The organism is Streptomyces sp. NPDC029138 (genome assembly GCF_055564375.1).
In genome coordinates this window covers 83156-103724 of record NZ_JBVHWM010000019.1, presented here as the reverse complement: position 1 = coordinate 103724, position 20569 = coordinate 83156, and the positions used below count along the sequence as shown (strand labels likewise).

The window sequence follows — 20569 nt, the reverse complement described above, 5'->3', positions numbered from 1 at the left end:
CCAAAGGTTCGGCAGATGACGCCTGAGGTGTCCGGCCGCCGCCTGCCGGGTTCCGCGAGTGACTGCTTGCTCCTCCCTGAGCTGCGCGGCCGGCGGCAGCACGCCGCTCAGCCCAGGAAGGCGAGAACCGGCGGCCGCACCTCGCTCACCCCTGACGGCGACCAGCGGTCGCGACATGTCACCCCTGAACGGCGAGCACCAGCGGCAGCACTCCGCGCGCCCCGGACTTCCGGAGCAGGCGGGCCGCGACCGCGAGCGTCCAGCCCGTTTCCGTGAAGTCGTCGACCAGCAGCACCGGACCGTTCGCCTCGACGAGTGCCGACGCCAGGGAGTGCGGCACCGTCAAGGCGCCGTCGAGGGCCTTCAGTCGCTGCGCGCTGTTGCTGCGTGGCGACCTTGGCGCGTCCCCGGCGTACTCCACCGAGCCGAGCAGGGGGAGCCTGCCGATCTCGGCGATCCGGGCGCCCAAGGAGTGGATCAGCCGGGGCCGGCCGCGCGAGGCCACGGTGACGACGCCCACCGGCCGGGGCGGGGCGTCGGACGCACCGGAGGCCCAGCCGCCGGGGCCTCGGGCCCAGTCGGCCAGGACCTCCACCACGGCTCGCGCCACGTCGTCCGGCACCGCGGCGTCCGGCGTCTGGAGCGCGAGCAGCGGACGCAGCCGGTTGCCCCAGCCGATGTCCGACAGACGCCCCAGCGCCCGCCCGGGCGAGGCCTGTTCCCCGGCCGGGATGCGTCCCTTGAGGTCGATGCCGATGGCCGGGAGGCCGGTCGGCCACATGCGACGGGGCTCCACTTCCACCCCGGCGCGGCCCAGGTCGCTCCGCGCGGCGTCCAGGGCCGCCGTGGACAGACCGGAGGTGAAGCGCGGTCCGGCGCAGTTGTCGCAGCGGCCACAGGGCTTGGCGCCCTCGTCGTCCAGTTGGCGTTGCAGGAACTCCATCCGGCACTCGGCGGTGGTCGCGTACTCGCGCATCGCCTGCTGTTCCGCCGCGCGCTGTCGGGCCACCCACGCGTAGCGCTCGGCGTCGTAGGACCACGGCTGCCCGGTCGCGATCCAGCCGCCCTTGACGCGCCGCACCGCGCCGTCCACGTCGAGGACCTTCAGCATGGTCTCCAGGCGTGAGCGCCGCAGCTCGACCAGCGGTTCCAGGGCGGGCAGCGACAGGGGCCCGTCCGCCCGGGAGAGGACGTCCAGGGTGCGCCGGACCAGATCCTCGGAGGGGAAGGCCAGCGAGGCGAAGTACTCCCAGATCGCCTCGTCCTCCTTGCCCGGCAGGAGGAGTACCTCCGCGTGGTCCACACCGCGGCCGGCCCTGCCGACCTGCTGGTAGTAGGCGATGGGGGAGGAGGGCGAACCTAGATGGACCACGAATCCGAGATCCGGCTTGTCGAACCCCATGCCGAGCGCGGAGGTGGCGACCAGGGCCTTGACGCGGTTGGCGAGCAGGTCGTCCTCGGCCTGCTGCCGTTCGGCGTTCTCGGTCTTGCCCGTGTACGAGGCGACGGCGTGCCCGCGCTGCCGCAGGAAGGCGGTGACCTCCTCGGCGGCGGCCACGGTGAGCGTGTAGATGATGCCGGAGCCCGGCAGGTCGTCCAGGTGGTCGGCGAGCCAGGCCATCCGGTGCGCGGCGTCCGGGAGCCGCAGCACGCCGAGGCTCAGACTCTCGCGGTCCAGCGGCCCGCGCAGGACCAGCGCGTCGGACGTGCCTCCCGTGCCGAGCTGCTCGGCGACGTCCGCGGTCACTCGCGCGTTGGCCGTGGCGGTGGTGGCCAGGACGGGGACGCCGGGTGGGAGGTCGCCGAGCATGGTGCGCAGCCGGCGGTAGTCGGGGCGGAAGTCGTGTCCCCAGTCGGAGATGCAGTGGGCCTCGTCCACGACCAGCAGGCCGGTGGCCGCGGACAGCTTGGGCAGGACCTGGTCACGGAAGTCCGGGTTGTTCAGCCGCTCAGGCGAGACGAGCAACACGTCGACGTCGCCCGCCTCGATCTCGGCCTGGACGGCCTCCCACTCCTCGGTGTTGGCGGAGTTGATGGTCCGGGCGTGGATACCGGCCCGGCCGGCGGCATCCACCTGGTTCCGCATGAGCGCGAGCAGCGGCGAGACGATCACCGTGGGCCCGCTTCCTCTGGCCCGTAGCAGCGAGGTCGCCACGAAGTAGACCGCGGACTTGCCCCATCCCGTGCGTTGCACGACCAGGGCCCGGCGCCGGTCCGCGACCAGTGCCTCGATCGCCCGCCACTGGTCCTCGCGCAGCCGGGCCGCGCCCGTGGCATCCCCGACGAGCCGGGTGAGGACGGCGTCCGCCTCTGCCCGGAGATCCGCGTTGCTCGTGTGCTCCATGCGTCCCATACAACAGGACGGGACCGACAACCGGGCGGGCTCGGGCCGAGGCTGTGGACAACGCCGGGCGGCTTTGTCGTGTCCCTGATCCGACTTATCCACAGGCTCAACCGGAATCTCAAGATCCGCGAGATCTTCGGGGCATGACGAATCACAGCGAAACCACCGGACCCTTCGAGAGCAACGACATCTCGGGGCAGGAGCCGTCGACCGGACCGACCGAGCACGCCACGCAGGTCACGCTGCGCACCCCGGCCGAGCTGGCCGACGCCCTGCCCTACCTCCTCGGCTACCGCCCGGAGGACAGCATGGTGCTCGTCGCCCTGCACGATCACGTGGGCCGTCGCGGCAGGTTCGGCGGCCGGGCCCGGCTCGGCATCCCCGCGAACGAGGAGGACTGGGAGGCCGCCGCCCGGCAGCTGGCCCGCGGACTGGTCACCGGCAGCGAGCGGCGCGGCACCCGGCCCGAGCGGATGGTGGCCTACGTCTGCCAGGAACCGGGCCCGGGAGAGTCCGGACGGGACGTCAAACGACGGCTGGAGAGGCTGGCCCACCTGATGCGCACCGAATGCGGCAGCCTCGACGTGCCGGTCATCGAAGCCCTGTGCATCTCCGACGGCCGTTTCTGGTCGTACTGCTGCCCGGTCAAGGGCTGCTGCCCCGAGGACGGCTCGCCGATGGGCCTTCCCGGCACCTCCGTGCTCGCCGCGGCAGCCACCTACGCCGGCATCCAGGTGCGCGGCACGCTGCGGGAGCTGCGCGCCAGGTTGCAGCCCTGGGAGACCACCGCCGCGCTGGGACAGGAGATCGCTCTGGACGCGGCCGGCATGAGCCTGGTGCCCCGCCTCCTGGACGAGACGGCCCGTCAGGAGGTGGCGGAGGAGACCCTGGACCTGGCCGAGCGGATCATCCGCCGCTACGCCACGGAGGCACCGGTCTCCGGGACGCATTCGGCGGACGTACGCGACGACAACCTCCTCGCGGACGACGAGGCGGCCACCCTGATCCTCGGGCTCCAGGACCGCACGACCCGCGACAAGGCCGCCGCCTGGATGGAGGGGGAGGAGGCCGGTCCGGCGCTCCGGCTCTGGCGCGCCCTGGCCCGCCGCTGCGTCGGGCCCTACGGCGAGCACGCCGCCGCACCGCTGACCCTCGCGGGCTGGGTCGCCTGGTCCATGGGGGACGAACTGGAGGCGCGCGAGGCGTTGGCCATGGCACTGGCCGCCGATCCCGACTACCTCTTCGCCCGCCTGCTGCACCAGGCCTGCAACGAGGGGCTCGACCCCGAGTCGGTCCGCCGCTGCCTGCGCGCGGAGGGCGCGCGGCACAGGCCGAGGGAGACCACGGAACGAACGGACCAGGCACCCCGGACCGCTCCCACTGAGCCCCCGCGGACCGCCCCCACCGAGCCCCCGCAGACGGCGCTCACCGAGCCGCAAGGCCCGGCCCCCGCACCAGGAGCCGGCATTCAGGCGGACGATCCGGGCGCCGAACCCGGCTCCCGGACGAGCGCACAGCGACGGCGTCGTGCGCGCAGCGCGGACGGCGACGACAGTCGTCGCACAGCCCGCGCGAAGGGAGGCCGACGGAGGCCGGCCGACTCCCGCCCCCGATCGTCCGCCACCGAGGCCACCGGGCCCGGCACCCGCAGCCCGATCACCACGCGCACGCGTGCGGCGGGTGCGGGCGACGCCACAACCGGCGACGCCCGTTCGGACACCGGGCGTCCGCAGCCCGAGGAGAACGGATGAGCGTCGACCGGTGCGAACCCGGGAAAGTGCCGGTCCGCACGGGCAGGGCCGCACCGGTCCGCATGGGCCGGGCCGCCGATCCACCGGGGCACGACGGAGGCAGTCCCCGACGCCACCGGAGCGCACGCCCGGCGAGGCCCCGAGGCCAGTTGGCGCGGAGCACCCCGACGGCCACCCCCGCCGACCGGTCACGTCACCATTCGGTCGGCTTCATCGAGGCGAGCCGTGACCCGGACGAGTCCCCTTCCGTTCACCTGAGTGGCGGAAAGCCTGAACGGGCCCTGCCGCCGCACCTCCCCTGTCCTCCGGGGCGGCCCACCGGCCGCCCAGCACGTCCGAGGCACACCGAGCGCAGAAGAAGCCAGCCCATGCACCAGCAGCCGACTCCGCCCTCCGCCGCCGGCGAACGTCCGCCTCGGAGCAGGCCCGAGCCGTTCCCGGCGGACGGCGCCGGATCCCGCACACCGAAGGCAGCCGACCGTCGACTGACATCGTCCGGGGACATCCGTCCCCTCGTCCCGGCCACCCAGCGCGGTCGTCCGCCCCTCGTCACTGCCCGGCCCCGCCGGCCCGCCCTGACTCCCCCGCCCCGCACATCTCCGGGCAACCGTTCGGCGCCAGAGCTGCCGCCCACGCACACCGCGCTGATCTGTGTGGCCCTGCCCGGCCTCGCCATCTCCGGTGAGTCGGGGCAGCTGGCCGGCGCTGGTCTGGACGGGTTCTACCGGGGCGGCAGGCGGTTGCTCTCCCGGTGTCAGGTCCGCGTGGCAGGCCGGGAACCGCTGCCGGTGCAGGCCAGGACGGCCGGAGCCGACAGCGCCCGTTTCGTGGGGACGCTGCGCACCTCACCGGCCGCCGGTCCCGACCCCGATGCCGTCGTCGAACGGACACGCCACGCCGACGGAACCGAAAGGATCACGCTCCGCAACGCCGCCGCGCGTCCGGTGCGCCTGCCCGTCGAGGTCGCCCTCGGCACCGACCTGGCGGAAATCGGCGCCATCGCCGCCGGGACGGCAGGCGCCGAACTCCCGGCCAGCGTCCACGATTCGGGTCTGCGCTGGGCCAAGGCCGACGCCGCCGCCTGCGTCACCGCGGACCCGCCGCCCGCCGCCGCTCTGGCTTCCGCCGGGCTGCTGCGCTGGGAGCTGGACCTGCCACCTGGCGGGACGGCAGCCGTGGAACTGCGGGTACGACCCGAGGGCGCAGGCCCTCTGCGGGCCGCGGGGCACGCCGCCACCAGCCCGCTCGCCCCCGCCCGGGCGGCGTGCGACGACCCCCGGGTGGCCCCGCTGCTGCACTCGGCCGTCGCCGACCTCCAGGCACTGCTCCTGCGCGACTCCGCACACCCCTCCGACACCTACCTCGCGGCGGGCGTTCCCTGGCGCTGCGGAATGGCCCCGGCCGAGGCGCTCGCCGCCGCCCGCGTGGCGCTGCCCCTGGGCACCCGTCTCGCCGCGGGCACCCTGCGCGCCCTGGCCCGCACCCAGCTACCGGGCCCGGGTCCCCGGGCCGGCATGATCCCCGGCCCCCGACGCGACACAGGCCCGCACCTCCCGCCGAGCTGCACCGGAACGGAAGCCACACTGCTCTTCCCCGTCCTGCTCGCCGAAGCCCGCCGCTGGGGGCTGCCCGACCAGGAGACACAGGAACTGCTGCCCGCGGCCGAGCGCTGCCTGACCTGGCTGCGGACCACCCTCGGTGACGGCACCTACCTCCCCGATCCGCACCCCGCAGGACCGGCCCGCTGCGAGACCCAGGCCCACGCGCACCGCGCCGCCCTGCTCGGCGCCGACCTCCTCGACGCCTTCGGCAGACCGGGCGCCACGGAATTCCGCCAGTGGGCCCAGGCACTGCGGACGGCCTTCCGGGCCGACTTCTGGGTGGAGGGCCGCGGGGGCGGGCGCCCGGCCATGGCTCTGGCACCGGACGGCCGACCCGTGCCCCACCTGGCCGCCACCGCCGTCCACCTCCTCGACACCGGCCTGCTCGGCGCCGGCCTGCACGCCCCGGGCCTGCTCGACAAGGTGCAGACGGAACACCTGGCCCGGCTGCTCGGCGCCCCCGCCATGGACGCGGGCTGGGGGCTGCGCGGCCTCGGCACCAAGGAGGCGGGACACAATCCGTTCGGCCACCGGACCGGAGCCGTGCGGGTCCAGGAGACGGCACTCGCGGTCGCCGGACTGGTGGCGGAGGGATACGAGAAGGAAGCGGCAGGCCTGCTGAGCGGGCTGCTGGAAGCGGCGGAACACTTCGGTCACCGGCTGCCCGAGATGTTCGCCGGTGAACAGCGCTCCGCCGACACCGCGCCCCTCCCGCACCCGGCCGCCTGCCGTCCGGCGGCCACCGCAGCGGCCTCCGTGGTCCTGCTGCTCACCGCCCTCGCCGGCATCCGTCCCGACGCCCCCGCCCGCACGGTCACCCTGCGTCCCGTGCGGAGCGCCCCGCTCGGCGAACTCCAACTCAGCGGGCTGCGCGTCGCGGGCGCCCCTTTCGCGGTGCGGATCAGCCGACTGGGACTGGCCATGGTGGAGGAGGCGGCGGACGGCCTGCAACTGGGAGCGTGACATCTACGGAACAGCGGGGTGACCTCGTACGACACCACTGGATCGGCGAACGGAGAGCCGGTTCCGCGCTCCGTACCGGAACGAAGCGGAATCACCACCGGTGCGACCGACGAAGGGAGTGTTTATCGTCAGGGAGACGACTATGATCGCGGCATGCCCTACGACCCGTCAGCCTTTCCGCCCTTCGCCGTCACCGTGGATCTGGTCGTGCTGACCGTGCGCCGCCATTCCCTGTGCGCGCTGGCGGTCCGCAGGGGCGAGCCTCCCTTCCAGGGGCGCTGGGCGCTGCCCGGCGGCTTCGTACGGGCCGACGAGGATCTGTCCCAGGCGGCGGCGCGCGAGCTGGCCGAGGAGACCGGGCTGTGCGCGCACGACCCCTCGGTCCCGGCCCAGGACAACGGAGCCCACCTGGAGCAGCTCGCCACCTACGGCGACCCCAAGCGGGACCCGCGCATGCGCGTGGTCAGCGTCGCGCATCTCGCGCTCGCGCCCGACCTGCCCGCACCACGCGCCGGCGGCGACGCCAGCAACGCGCGCTGGGCCCCGGTCGAGGAACTGCTCCAGCAGGGTGGCTACGGCCGCGACGGCGAACCCGTGGCGCCACTCGCCTTCGACCACGCGCAGATCCTCGCCGACGGAGTGGAACGCGCCCGCTCCAAGATCGAGTACTCGTCGCTGGCCACCGCCTTCTGCCCGCCCGAGTTCACCGTCGGAGAGCTGCGCCGGGTGTACGAGGCGGTGTGGGGCGTGGCGCTCGACCCGCGCAACTTCCATCGCAAGGTCACCGGAACCCCCGGATTCCTCGTCCCCACAGGAGGTACGACCACACGCCAGGGCGGCAGGCCGGCCCAGCTCTTCCGAGCTGGCGGTGCCACCCTGCTCAACCCGCCGATGCTGCGCCCGGAGGTCTGAGACGCGGAGCGCAGGGCCCGCCGGACGACCGGCGAACCGGCCGCCCGCGCGGAGCCCCGGCTCCCTCGAACGGCGGACAAGATCGGGCCTAGACCAAGCGGCATGTTTTCGCAAGTCGCCTTATACCGGGAAAACCGGACATGTAGCGCTATCTTGCTGAAGGTGATCCAGGCCTTCGGACTGACCAGCAATCCCCGCAAGGCGCATCCGCCCGCTGTCGACGACATCTCCTTCGAGGCGCGCGCCGGGCATGTCACCGCGCTCCTCGGGGCCGCCGGCGCGGGCAAGACGACGGCGCTCAAACTGATGCTTGAGCTCCAACCAGGGCGCGGCATCACCTACTTCAGAGGCCGACCCCTGCACCGGATCGCGCATCCGTCGAGGGAGGTCGGCGTACTCCTCGGCGACGTACCGGGCCACCCGTCCCGCTCGGTCCGCGGCCATCTGCGCATGCTGTGCGCGGCCTCGGGAGTTCCCGCGCGGCGAGCCGACGAGGTCCTCGAAGTGGTCGGTCTCGTCAGCCTCCGTGAGGAGCGCCTCGGCACGCTGTCGCGCGGCATGGACCGCAGGCTCGGCCTGGCCTGCGCCCTGCTGCCCGACCCGCACACGCTCGTCCTGGACGAACCCGCCGACGGACTATCCACCCGCGAGGCCCAGTGGCTGCACAGCATGTTGCGGGCCCACGCCGCCCAGGGCGGCACAGTGCTCTTCACCACGGCCGACACCAAGGAAGCGGCGCGCACCGCCGACCGGGTCGTCACGCTCGACGCCGGCAAAGTCGTCGCGGACCAGGACGCAAGGGCGTTCGCCCGCACCCGGCTGCGCCCCCGCGTTGCCGTCCGCAGCCCCCACGCCGCACGCCTCGCGGCCCTGCTCACCAAAGACGCGCGCACCGCCCGCCGCTCCGTCGAAGTCGTACGCGAGGGCGGCAACCGCCTGTCCGTGTACGGCACCACGACCGCCGACGTCGGCGAGATCGCGTTCCGCCACGGCATCCTCGTCCATCAACTCGCCGACGAGGTCGGCGACATGGGGCCCGGAGCCGGTGCCGAGGACGATGAGGCGCTGTGCTCCACCGAGCCCCAGCAGGCCGTACCGGACGTACCGCCGGCAGACCGGGAGGCCCGGCCGGACAACGGCCCGGCGGCGCCCGACGCCCGGCAGGGGGAACCCGAGCGCCCCGCTGCGGGCCCTTCGTGGGCGCGTCGCGGACGTACCGTGTCCGGCTGTTCGGCGCCCGAGTCCGCCGCGGGTTCCCCGCTGGAATCCGGCCCCGCCGCGCTCGACGGCTCACCGGAGAACCTGAGTGGCGCCGTGGACGAGTTGCCGACGGCGCCCGAGCACGCGAGGCCGGCGGTGTCCGAGGAGGCCGCGACGCCTGCCCTCCACGTGACGGACTCGCGCGCCATGGATCCGCCGGTGGAATCAGGGGCCAGGGCGGCCGATCCGACAGCGGGCGAACCCCGCGCGACGGTCCGCGACCGATCCGCGCCGAAGCCGGACACCCCGGCGCCGGGGCTCTCGTCGGTCGATGCGGTGATCGCCGGGCAGTCGTCGGGGCAGCGGGAACGCACCCCCGACTCCTCGGCGCCGGAGTCCGAGCGGGCCGTGGCCGGCGTCTTCCCGGTCGGTGAAGGGCAATTGGCCTCCGGGCTTGCGGCGCGGGAGCGCGGGTGGGCCGACGACGGTGAGCGGTCTGCGCCCGGCCAGGGTCTTGATCGAGCCGGCGCGGCGGATCGACCGCTGATCATCTCCAGCGAACCGACGCATGACACGTCCTCGGCCGCCGCGGCCTCACCGGCCGACCGCACCCACGACGGAGTCACCGCGTCCGGTGAGAAGGGCACGGCCGGTGGTGGCGCCGGGGACCCGTCCGCCAGAGCCGCCGGCGGCCGGTCCGCCGGCTCGACGGGCACCCCGGACGCCGGCCTCGGCGGACGCGCGGCGGCCTCCGAGCCGCAGACCGGAAGTACCCGCACCCCCACAACAACCATCGCCGGCGCCCGTACCCTCCTCCCCGGCGCCAGGAATCCCGGCGCCCGGCAGCAGCAGACCGGCCGCGCCGCCCTGCCCGACGGTGTCCGCCCCCTCCCCGCCCCCTTCCCCCTCCCACCCCCCATCTCCGTCCGCCCCGCCCGCAGCCCCCTCCGCCCCCTGCGCTACGAGATCCGGCGCGCCAGCGGAATCGGCACCGGGTTCCTCACCTGCGGGGCCGTGCTGGTGGTGTCCGCCCTCACCGCCGTACTCCTGGCGCGGCTCGGTCACACCCCGCAGGCGCGGCTGTTCGCGGCGTGGCCGCGGGAGCTGCCGCTGCCGCCCACGGCGCTCGCGGCCGGGCTGCTCGGTGCGCTGGCCTTCGGGGACGAGTTCCGCCACCCCGCCCTGGCGGCGGACCGCGGCACCGTCCCCCGCCGGCTGGGGCTGCTCGCCGCGAAACTGCTCGTCTCCGGAGCCACCGCGGTACTGCTCGCCTTCCTCACCGTGGGCTGCGACGCCGAAGTGCTCTACATCGTCTACGGACGGGAGCTGGCGCAAGTTCCCGCGGACTGGCTTTCGCTGACCGCGAGTTGGTTCGGGCTGGTCGTCGGCTGTGCGTGGGCCGGTGTGCTGGCGGCCGGTGTGTTCCGGTCCACGACGGCCGGACTGGCGGCCGTCCTCGCCGTACCCGTTCTCGTCGTGCCCCTCGTGCACAAGGCGCTTCAGGGTCCGGCCGTGCGGATGGCGGCCGACTTCCCGGTGCGGATGCGGGAGGTCTTCCTGCTGCGGTGGCCCTTCGGAGGTGAGCGGTACCTGGTCGCGGCCGCGCGGGTGCTCGCTCAACCCGTCGGGGGAGCGCTGGCGTTGTCGCTGGCGGCGCTGCTCTGCGCGTACCTGCTCACAGCGCTGCGGACCCGGTTCCGATGACGACCGTGCGTACGCTTCCGTTCTCACTGTGTGCACAACTCCCCGAAGAACGCCCATTTCTTTCCGATAAGGCGTCAATTGCGACGGCGTGAGCGATCACCCTTTCGTGTGCTTTTCACCAAAGACCTCAAGGGAGTTGAAGACGGCGCCGACAAAGGATCCGTGAGTACCCTTGCGCACACCATGATGACCGCCGCCCGCTCCGCAGACTCAGGTCTGGCCGGCCCGGGCGAACTCGACCGCTACCCCTACGCCGAGGCCCCGGTGGCCGACCGCGTCGGCGCGCCCGCCTGGGACGGCGGGGACCCCGAGCTGGGCCGTGTCGGCAGGCGGAGCTCGGGCAGCCGCGGACGCGGACTGCACGGCCAACTCGTCCAGCAGCTCGGACAGATGATCGTCTCCGGCGACCTGGGCGCCGACCGACCGCTGGTGCCGGAGGAGATCGGCCAGCGCTTCGAGGTCTCCCGCACCGTCGTCCGCGAGTCCCTCCGCGTCCTCGAGGCCAAGGGCCTGGTCAGTGCCCGCCCGAACGTCGGCACGCGCGTGCGTCCCGTCAGCGACTGGAACCTTCTCGATCCGGACATCATCGAGTGGCGGGCCTTCGGGCCGCAGCGCGACGACCAGCGCCGGGAACTGAGCGAGCTGCGCTGGACGATCGAGCCGCTGGCCGCCCGTCTCGCCGCCGGGCACGGGCGCGAGGAGGTGCAGCAGCGCCTCTGTGACATGGTCGAGATCATGAGCCACGCGCTGGCCCAGGGCGACGCGCTCACCTACTCGCGCGCCGACACGGAGTTCCACGGGCTGCTCATCCAGATCGCGGGCAACCGCATGCTCGAGCACCTGTCCGGCATCGTCTCGGCGGCGCTCCAGGTCTCCGGCGGCCCCGTCACCGGCTGTGACCGGCCGAACGAGGCGTCCCTCGCGCAGCACGCGCGGATCGTCGACGCGCTCGGCACCGGCGACGGCGCGGCGGCGGAGGCGGCCATGCGCCAGCTCCTCACCGTCCACCCCGAGGTGGAGCGCGTGGTGCCCGCCCCGCGCGAGCACTGACCTCGCGAGGAACGCGGTGCGGTCGCCGGTGTGCGGCTTTCTCGTGGTATTCGTGGCGGCGCCGGGCCCTGGTACCGGCCGCCGCCGGACCCCGCCGGACCTTCCGGAGTCCGGCCGGGTCCGGCGGTGCGACGGGAAGTCCTGGTCGTGGGCGCGGCCGGTCCGAAGGCCAAGGACGATCCCTTCTGTGCACATCTGACCACTTTTGACCGCTTACGGGGTGTGACTCGGGCCACGCAGATTGGGCGTAACGCTCGTGGAGACAGCGCGATGACCTAAGAGGTGATAGCCGCGGAGGGAATACGGACGCCGAACCAGGCGCTGTGCATCTTCCCGGCCCCCGCCCGCGCCGTCGGCCCATCCCCAGGCCGGTGGTCGGCTCCTGTCCGCAGTGGACGGTGCCGGAAGCCGTTTTCCAACGTTCCGAGAGGTTGTTCGTGTCGGCCAGCACATCCCGTACGCTCCCGCCGGAGATCGCCGAGTCCGTCTCTGTCATGGCGCTCATTGAGCGGGGAAAGGCTGAGGGGCAGATCGCCGGCGACGATGTGCGTCGGGCCTTCGAAGCTGACCAGATTCCGGCCACTCAGTGGAAGAACGTACTGCGCAGCCTCAACCAGATTCTTGAGGAAGAGGGTGTGACGCTGATGGTCAGTGCCGCAGAGCCCAAGCGCACCCGCAAGAGCGTCGCAGCGAAGAGCCCCGCCAAGCGCACCGCCACCAAGACGGTCGCGGCGAAGACGGTGACCACCCGGAAGGCCACCGCCACCACGGCCGCCCCCGCGGCGCCCGCGGCCCCGGTCCCAGCCGATTCCGCCGAAGACGCCGCGGCGAAGAAGGCCGTCGCCAAGAAGGCGACCGCCAAGAAGACGGTCGCCAAGAAGGCTGTCGCGAAGAAGACGGCCGCCAAGAAGACCACGGCCAAGAAGGACGACGTCGAGATTCTCGAGGAAGAGGTTCTCGAGGACGCGAAGGTCGCCGACGAGCCCGAGGGCACCGAGAGCGCCGGCTTCGTGCTGTCCGACGAGGACGAGGACGACGCGCCCGCGCAGCAGGTCGCCGCGGCGGGTGCCACCGCCGACCCGGTCAAGGACTACCTGAAGCAGATCGGCAAGGTCCCCCTGCTCAACGCCGAGCAGGAGGTCGAGCTGGCCAAGCGCATCGAGGCGGGTCTGTTCGCCGAGGACAAGCTGGCGAACGCCGACAAGCTCGCCCCGAAGCTCAAGCGCGAGCTGGAGATCATCGCCGAGGACGGCCGCCGCGCCAAGAACCACCTCCTGGAGGCCAACCTCCGTCTGGTGGTCTCCCTGGCCAAGCGCTACACCGGCCGCGGCATGCTGTTCCTGGACCTCATCCAGGAGGGCAACCTCGGTCTGATCCGCGCGGTCGAGAAGTTCGACTACACCAAGGGCTACAAGTTCTCCACGTACGCCACCTGGTGGATCCGTCAGGCGATCACCCGCGCCATGGCCGACCAGGCCCGCACCATCCGTATCCCGGTGCACATGGTCGAGGTCATCAACAAGCTCGCGCGCGTGCAGCGCCAGATGCTCCAGGACCTGGGCCGCGAGCCCACCCCGGAGGAGCTGGCCAAGGAACTCGACATGACCCCCGAGAAGGTCATCGAGGTCCAGAAGTACGGCCGTGAGCCCATCTCGCTGCACACCCCGCTGGGCGAGGACGGCGACAGCGAGTTCGGTGACCTCATCGAGGACTCCGAGGCCGTCGTCCCGGCCGACGCGGTCAGCTTCACGCTCCTCCAGGAGCAGCTGCACTCCGTCCTGGACACCCTGTCCGAGCGCGAGGCGGGCGTCGTCTCCATGCGCTTCGGTCTCACCGACGGTCAGCCGAAGACCCTCGACGAGATCGGCAAGGTGTACGGCGTGACGCGTGAGCGCATCCGCCAGATCGAGTCCAAGACCATGTCGAAGCTGCGCCACCCGTCGCGTTCCCAGGTGCTGCGCGACTACCTCGACTAGGTAAGCGGTCGTACGACGGCGAAGGCCCGGTTCCCCTCGCAGGGGCCGGGCCTTCGTGCTGCGCGCTTCAGTTGCCTGGATGACTCTGGGTGTCCCAGGAGGACCCAGAGTGAGGAGCATGCATGCGCCGTTCCCTTGTCCGGGCACTGATCCGGCCGCTGGCCCTGGCAGCCGGCGTGACCGCGATACCCCTGGTGAGCACGCCTCCCGCCGTCGCCGACAGCGTAGTGGTCGGAGGGTTTCCGATCGACGTCTCCCAAGCTCCGTGGACGGTCGCGTTGGCCAGCCGTGACCGGTTCGGAGGTATGCGGGCGGGCCAGTTCTGCGGGGCTGTGGCCGTCGGGCGGACCACCGTGCTCACCGCCGCCCACTGTCTGTCCGAGGAGGTCCTCGGGGCACCGCCCAACCGTGTGCGCGACCTCAAGGTCATCGCGGGCCGCACCGACCTGCTGTCGGGGCAGGGAGAGGAGATCGCCGTACGCGACATCCGGCTCAATCCCGCCTACGACGTCACGACCAACTCAGGGGACTTCGCGGTCCTCGGTCTCGCCACGCCGCTGCCGCAGAGTGCGGTCGTCACGATGGCGGGCGCGGGCGATCCGGCGTACGCACCAGGCACCCAGGCCATGGTGTCCGGGTGGGGGGACACGACCGGCGAAGGGGCCTACGCGCGCCGACTCCATGCCGCACGCCTACACGTACTGCCCGACGAGACGTGCGCCCGTGCCTTTCCGGGCGGCCCCGACGGCGCCTACCGGGCCGCCACCATGCTGTGCGCCGGTGAGGCCGGTGGAGGTCCCGACGCCTGCCAGGGGGACAGTGGCGGGCCTCTGGTGGCCGGAGGGCGGCTGATCGGCCTCGTGTCATGGGGGAGCGGCTGCGGACGGCCGGGACTGCCCGGCGTCTACACGCGGGTCTCCGAGATCGTACGAACGCTCCAGGCGGCCGCAGGGGACGAGGAACAGCCTCCCGGGCGCACATGAGCGCGCGCCTGCGGGCATGAGCACGGGCGGCCGCTCCTGGCGAGGAGCGGCCGCCCGTGCACCGGCCTGTGCCGGGGCTGGCTCGTCGTGGTGCGAGATTCAGCGCTCTTCTTCGGAAGCGGTGTTCGGAACGGACGTCAGCCGCTCCGTCTCGTCCTGTATCTCAGCGGCGATCTTCTTGAGTTCCGGCTCGAACTTGCGACCGTGGTGGGCGCAGAAGAGCAGTTCTCCGCCGCTGAGCAGGACGACGCGCAGGTATGCCTGGGCGCCGCAGCGGTCGCAGCGATCGGCGGCCGTCAACGGGCTCGCGGGGGTCAGAACAGTAGTCACGTCGCCTCTTCTCTAGCTCGACGAGCTGTCGTACCAGGGTCAACATCCAACCAGCCCGAAAACGTTCCCGCTCGTGGCTTTTCCTCGAAAAAATCTTTCCGGGGCGGCTGTCTGCTGCCGGTTGGCGGCGAATGTGCCGTATTGCGTCTCTTGTATGCGTACGGGTTCGCGCTGTCTTGCTGTCTCGGTCCTCCCGGCCGGGTTGCCGGTTGTTCATGAGGACGTGCCCGGAGCCTAAATGGTTCATGCCTCGAAGGGAACGTGATGTGTACTTCACTCCATCGAGGGATCGAACGTGTATGCGAGTGTGGACTAGTGTGAGGTGCCGACGAGGGTGGCGTTACACCGGCTCTACCAGGGCTCGGTACCCTCTGTGCGGCGACCGAAGCCGCCCCCTTACCCAAAAGGGGGCCACCTGAAATTCAGCGAGGAGCGAACCGCGTGACCGCCGATACGTCCGTGCCGTCCACAGCGCTGCTGGCAGGAGCAGACCGGGACGGTTCCAACTACACCGCGCGGCACCTGCTCGTCCTCGAGGGTCTTGAGGCCGTGCGCAAGCGCCCCGGTATGTACATCGGCTCGACCGACAGCCGCGGTCTGATGCACTGCCTGTGGGAGATCATCGACAACTCGGTGGACGAGGCCCTCGGTGGCTACTGCGACCACATCGAGGTGATTCTCCACGACGACGGCTCCGTGGAGGTGCGTGACAACGGCCGCGGCATCCCCGTGGACGTGGAACCGAAGACCGGCCTGTCCGGCGTCGAGGTCGTCATGACCAAGCTGCACGCCGGCGGCAAGTTCGGCGGCGGCTCCTACGCGGCCTCCGGCGGTCTGCACGGCGTCGGCGCCTCCGTGGTCAACGCCCTCTCCGCCCGTCTCGACGTCGAGGTGGACCGCGGCGGCAACACCCACGCCATCAGCTTCCGGCGCGGCGTGCCCGGTGCCTTCGCCACCGACGGTGCCGAAGCGAAGTTCGAGGCCAAGAGCGGTCTGCGCAAGACCAAGAAGATCCCCAAGACGCGCACCGGCACGCGCGTGCGTTACTGGGCCGACCGGCAGATCTTCCTCAAGGACGCCAAGCTGTCCCTGGAGAACCTGCACCAGCGCGCCCGGCAGACCGCGTTCCTGGTGCCCGGCCTGACCATCGTCGTCCGCGACGAGTTCGGCCTCGGCGAGGGCGGCAGCAAGGGCGAAGAGTCGTTCCGCTTCGACGGCGGTATCAGCGAGTTCTGCGAGTACCTGGCGAACGACAAGGCGATCTGCGACGTCCTCCGCTTCTCGGGCAAGGGCACCTTCAAGGAGACCGTCCCGGTCCTGGACGAGCACGGCCAGATGACCCCCACCGAGGTCACCCGTGAGCTGGGCGTCGACGTCGCGATGCGGTGGGGCACGGGCTATGACACGACCGTCAGGTCGTTCGTCAACATCATCGCCACGCCCAAGGGCGGCACCCACGTCACCGGCTTCGAGCAGGCCCTCACCCAGACGCTGAACGATGTGCTGCGCGCCAAGAAGATGCTGCGTGTGGCCGAGGACAACATCGTCAAGGACGACGCCCTGGAGGGCCTCACCGCCGTCGTCACGGTCCGGCTGGCCGAGCCGCAGTTCGAGGGGCAGACCAAGGAGGTCCTCGGTACCTCGGCCGCCCGCCGCATCGTGAACAGCGTGATCAGCAAGGAACTGAAGGCGTTCCTGACGGCCACCAAGCGTGACGCCGCCACCCAGGCCCGGGTCGTCATGGAGAAGGTGGTCGCGGCCGCTCGCACCCGGGTCGCGGCCCGCCAGCACAAGGACGCCCAGCGCCGGAAGACGGCCCTGGAGTCCTCGTCCCTGCCGGCCAAGCTCGCCGACTGCCGCAGTGACGACGTCGACCGCAGCGAGCTGTTCATCGTCGAGGGCGACTCAGCGCTCGGTACGGCCAAGCTGGCACGGAACTCCGAGTTCCAGGCCCTGCTGCCGATCCGCGGCAAGATCCTCAACGTGCAGCGGTCGTCGGTGACCGACATGCTCAAGAACGCCGAGTGCGGCGCGATCATCCAGGTCATAGGAGCGGGCTCGGGCCGCACCTTCGACATCGACCAGGCCCGCTACGGCAAGATCATCATGATGACCGACGCCGATGTGGACGGCTCGCACATCCGCTGCCTGCTGCTCACTCTGTTCCAGCGCTACATGCGGCCCATGGTCGAGGCCGGCCGGGTCTTCGCCGCCGTGCCGCCGCTGCACCGCATCGAGCTGATCCAGCCGAAGAAGGGGCAGGAGAAGTACGTCTACACGTACTCCGACCGCGAGCTGCGCGACAAGCTCATGGAGTTCCAGAGCAAGGGCATCCGGTACAAGGACTCCATCCAGCGCTACAAGGGTCTGGGCGAGATGGATGCCGACCAGCTGGCCGAGACCACGATGGACCCGCGCCACCGCACCCTGCGCCGCATCAACCTCTCCGACCTGGAGGCCGCCGAACAGGTCTTCGACCTGCTGATGGGCAATGACGTGGCTCCCCGCAAGGAGTTCATCTCCGGCTCGGCGGCGACGCTGGACCGGTCACGCATCGACGCGTAGCCGCTGCGCTGGGCTTCGGACGACGGGGGCTTTCGGTCGACGGGGGTAGTTGCCTGGGGCTGAGGGCTTGCTCGGGGCCCAGCGTTTCGTATGGGCGTGCGTGCGTTGGTGGGCGTGGCGTGTGGTGGTCCGCGTTGGCCTGCGTTGCGGAGCTGGGGAGGGCGGTGGGGTAGGCGGGGCTCGGGTGGGAAGCGGTCCTGGTGGGAGGCGGGACGAGGTGGGGGGCGGGGCTTGCCGGGTGGCTGCCGAGCGAAGGCCGAGCGGACGCCTGCCGGGGCGTTCCGGTGTGAGCCGGGGCCGGACGGGTTGAGTGGCCGGGGCGGAAGGCAGGGTGTCCGCTGTTGCCGCCAGCCGCCAGCCGCCAGCCGCCAGCCGCCAGCCGCCAGCCGCCAGCCGGCGCCGTCGGCCCTCGTGCCCGTAGCCCATGCCGAGCGGCCACCGCCCGATCAGGGCGGGACGGCCCACCATTCCCAGGTCGGCTCTGGTGCGGCGGTCCCCTCAGGACGCAGCTCGCTTGATCACCACTAGCCCGCCCGCCCCGCACCATCACCCACCACCCCCGTCCCGCCCCCTACACCCACCCACCATCCGACCCTGAAGGTCTCTCCACCCCCGGGTGGAGAGCGGCCGGTGCCAGGTTCCACCCGTGATCCACCCCGGCTCCGATCCCCTGGCCTGCGGACTTCCGTAACTTCGAAGGCGTCGGCAGCACTCGCTTCCGGCACCGCCTTCTCACTCACGGAGGTCAAGATGCCCGGGCTCGTCAACGCGCTGGTGATCGTGGTCGTCGCCGCCATAGTGATCGCGCGCCAGTTCCGCGCCCGGGCGATCGACACGGACCGGCGCTGGTGGCTGCTGCCCCTGATCCTGGCCGTCCTCTCACTGCGTGAGCCCGGCATCCTCGACGCCCACCACCGCGCCGAATCCGCCGTCCTGCTCGTGGTCGAGTTGCTCATCGGCCTGGCCACCGGCGTCGGCTGGGGCTGGACCACCCGGGTCTGGACCGCGCCGGACGGCGTCGTATGGACCAGGAGCAGCAAGGCGAGCGGCGCCGTATGGATCGTGGGCATAGCCCTGCGAGCCGGCGTCTTCGCCCTCGGCTCCGCCCTCGGCGTGCACCAGGACAGTTCCGCACTGATGCTCGGCCTCGCCGGCACCCTGCTGGTCCGCGGCGGACTCCTGGCCTGGCGGGCCCAGTCCGTCGGCGCCGCGAGCCGTCCCGCCGCGAGCCGTCCGGCCCTGAGCCGTCCCGCCCCGGCGTACGGTGACGACCAGCGGTCGGCGTGGAAGGAGCGCGTGTGACGGAGAACGCCTGGACACGCTGGCCGTCACGCGAAGCCCTCGGCCGCGCGGGAACCACCCGCCCCCGGCGCCTGCTCGTCTGGGCCGTCCGACTGCTGGTACTGGCCATGCTCCTGTGGGCTGCCTTCAGCCAGAGGCACGTCGGTCTCTGGGAAGCGCTCGCGGCAGCGGCGGGGGTCCTCCTCGCCGGTCTCGTCTCCTGGGCCTTCTTCCGGACCACCTACGAGCACCGGCTGGTGCCCTCCCTCGCGCTCATGGGCGTGCTCCTGGGCATCGCGGTCGCCGCCGAGGCCACGGGATTCAGAGGGCCGGCCCTCGTGATCTGGTGCGGCTGTGGAGTCGGCGCGCTGGAGCGGCTGCCGCTCGGGGCCGCGGTCCCCGTCGCGTCGGTGGCGCTGGCCTCCTACTCCGCGTTCACCAACGACGTCTGGCTGTCCACGGCCGCCACCGTGGCCGGCATGGCCCTCGCCGGGTACGTCCTGCGGCTGGACGGGGAAGCCCGGGGCAGTGCGCAGCGGCTGCTCGCCCAGGAGCGTGCCGCCCGTGCGGCCGAGGCCGAGTCCGCGGCCCTCGCCGAGCGTGCCCGCATCGCACGGGAGATCCACGACGTGCTGGCGCACAGCCTCTCGGCGCAGCTCGTGCACCTGGAGGCGGCCCGACTGCTGATCGAGAACGGCGCGGATCGTGAGCGCATCCTGGAGCGGGTGGTGGCCGCCCGGGGCATGGCCCGCGACGGACTCGCCGAGACCCGGCAGGCCCTGTCCGCGCTGCGGGGCGAGCTGACCCCGCTGGAGGACTTCCTCACCGAACTCGTCAGCACGGCCCACGGCGCCGAGGTCACCGTCACAGGTGAACGCAGACCCCTGCCGGCCGAGGCGTCCCAGGCCGTGCGGCGGGTCGCGCAGGAGGCGCTGACGAACGTCCGCAAGCACGCCCAGGGCGCCAAAGTGACCGTGCGGCTCGACTACAGCCGGCATGAAGTGACGCTGAACGTACGGGACTCGGGCGGCGAAGCGGGCGAACTGAACGGATCCGGGGGCGGATACGGTCTGCTGGGCATGCGTGAGCGCGCCGAACTGCTGGGCGGTTCGCTGGACGCGGGACCGGACGAGGAGGGGTTCGTGGTGACGCTGAAGGTTCCCGTATGACGGAGACGGAGGGGGAGAGGAAGCCCGCACGGGTGGTGGTGGCCGACGATCAGACCGTGGTCCGTGAGGGCATCGTGATGTTGCTCGGGCTGTTGCCCGGCGTGGAGGTCGTCGGGGCCGCGGCAGACGGGGAGGAGGCGGTGCGGCTGGTTGGGGAACTCGCTCCGGACGTCGTGCTGATGGACCTCAGGATGCCCCGCTGCGACGGTGTGGAGGCCACCCGGCGGATCCGGGCGCAGTACCCGGGAACGCAGGTCGTGGTGCTCACCACCTACGCGGACGACGAGTCGCTGTTCCCCGCACTGCGGGCCGGTGCCCGGGGGTACCTGACCAAGGACGCGGGTGGTGAGGAGATCGTCCGTGCCGTGCACAGTGTGCTCTCGGGGGACGCGGGGCTGTCGCCGAGTATCCAGCGACGTTTGCTGGAGCGGCTGTCGCAGGCCGAGCCCGTGCCGGTGCCGGCGGCCTGCGAGGCGCCCGACGGGCTGACCACGCGCGAGACCGAGGTCCTGGTGCTGATCGCCGACGGTCTCAACAACCAGGAGATCGCTCGCCGGCTGCATGTGTCGACCGCGACCGTGAAGACACACATCAACAACCTCTTCGCCAAGACGGGCCTCAAGGACCGGGCGCAGGCCGTGCGGTACGCCTACAGCAAGGGGCTGGTGCGGCCGCCCACCGGGTGAATCACCTGATGGGGTGAAGAGCCGGAGGAAGAAGAGTCAGGGATCTTCCCGTTC

The 20569-nt window shown here is 72.0% G+C and carries 13 protein-coding genes; 11 read left to right on the top strand and 2 right to left on the bottom strand.

Annotation, left to right across the window (positions count from 1 at the left end):
* Window positions 1–178: 178 nt before the first annotated feature.
* Window positions 179–2344 carry a RecQ family ATP-dependent DNA helicase gene (locus tag ACZ4WH_RS18070; protein WP_468181453.1) on the bottom strand — a complete coding sequence of 722 codons (2166 nt, stop codon included), beginning with the start codon at window positions 2342–2344 and terminating at the stop codon, window positions 179–181.
* Window positions 2345–2487: 143 nt separating this feature from the next.
* On the opposite strand from ACZ4WH_RS18070, the gene ACZ4WH_RS18065 reads away from it, so the two are divergent.
* From ACZ4WH_RS18065 to ACZ4WH_RS18035, 7 genes are all read left to right on the top strand, one after another.
* On the top strand, window positions 2488–4095 hold the full coding sequence (locus ACZ4WH_RS18065; protein WP_468181451.1) for a DUF4192 domain-containing protein: 1608 nt from the start codon (window positions 2488–2490) through the stop codon (window positions 4093–4095).
* 653 nt (window positions 4096–4748) lie between these two features.
* Window positions 4749–6659: a glycogen debranching N-terminal domain-containing protein gene (locus ACZ4WH_RS18060; RefSeq protein ID WP_468181449.1), complete on the top strand. Its 1911-nt coding sequence runs from the start codon at window positions 4749–4751 to the stop codon at window positions 6657–6659.
* A 153-nt stretch (window positions 6660–6812) separates the two neighbouring features.
* Window positions 6813–7571 carry an NUDIX hydrolase gene (locus ACZ4WH_RS18055; protein WP_014675471.1) on the top strand — a complete coding sequence of 253 codons (759 nt, stop codon included), beginning with the start codon at window positions 6813–6815 and terminating at the stop codon, window positions 7569–7571.
* Window positions 7572–7733: 162 nt separating this feature from the next.
* Entirely contained in the window at window positions 7734–10475 is a 2742-nt protein-coding gene (locus ACZ4WH_RS18050) for an ABC transporter ATP-binding protein (RefSeq protein ID WP_468181446.1), read from the top strand.
* A gap of 162 nt (window positions 10476–10637) precedes the next feature.
* Complete coding sequence (locus tag ACZ4WH_RS18045) at window positions 10638–11525, top strand: FadR/GntR family transcriptional regulator (protein WP_468181444.1); 888 nt, start codon at window positions 10638–10640, stop codon at window positions 11523–11525.
* Between the two features lie 437 nt (window positions 11526–11962).
* Window positions 11963–13501 carry an RNA polymerase sigma factor gene (locus tag ACZ4WH_RS18040; protein ID WP_468181442.1) on the top strand — a complete coding sequence of 513 codons (1539 nt, stop codon included), beginning with the start codon at window positions 11963–11965 and terminating at the stop codon, window positions 13499–13501.
* A 122-nt stretch (window positions 13502–13623) separates the two neighbouring features.
* Window positions 13624–14484, top strand: coding sequence for a S1 family peptidase (locus ACZ4WH_RS18035; RefSeq protein ID WP_468181440.1), 861 nt, complete (start codon window positions 13624–13626; stop codon window positions 14482–14484).
* 99 nt (window positions 14485–14583) lie between these two features.
* On the opposite strand, the gene ACZ4WH_RS18030 is transcribed toward ACZ4WH_RS18035, so the two are convergent.
* Entirely contained in the window at window positions 14584–14814 is a 231-nt protein-coding gene (locus ACZ4WH_RS18030; protein ID WP_030735014.1) for a DUF7455 domain-containing protein, read from the bottom strand.
* Between the two features lie 441 nt (window positions 14815–15255).
* Here ACZ4WH_RS18030 and ACZ4WH_RS18025 point away from each other — a divergent pair, with 441 nt between their 5' ends.
* The 4 genes from ACZ4WH_RS18025 (at window position 15256) to ACZ4WH_RS18010 (ending at window position 20515) form a co-directional block, all read left to right on the top strand.
* Window positions 15256–17379, top strand: coding sequence for a DNA gyrase/topoisomerase IV subunit B (locus ACZ4WH_RS18025; RefSeq protein ID WP_468181438.1), 2124 nt, complete (start codon window positions 15256–15258; stop codon window positions 17377–17379).
* 750 nt (window positions 17380–18129) lie between these two features.
* The gene (locus ACZ4WH_RS18020) at window positions 18130–18681 is read left to right on the top strand and encodes a DUF1453 domain-containing protein (RefSeq protein ID WP_468181436.1); all 552 of its coding nucleotides are present in this window, start codon (window positions 18130–18132) and stop codon (window positions 18679–18681) included.
* Window positions 18678–19829, top strand: a complete 1152-nt coding sequence (locus ACZ4WH_RS18015; protein ID WP_468181434.1) for a sensor histidine kinase — start codon at window positions 18678–18680, stop codon at window positions 19827–19829. The genes ACZ4WH_RS18020 and ACZ4WH_RS18015 overlap by 4 nt, the downstream gene beginning before the upstream one ends.
* Window positions 19826–20515: a response regulator transcription factor gene (locus ACZ4WH_RS18010; protein ID WP_468181432.1), complete on the top strand. Its 690-nt coding sequence runs from the start codon at window positions 19826–19828 to the stop codon at window positions 20513–20515. The genes ACZ4WH_RS18015 and ACZ4WH_RS18010 overlap by 4 nt, the downstream gene beginning before the upstream one ends.
* Window positions 20516–20569: the final 54 nt, after the last annotated feature.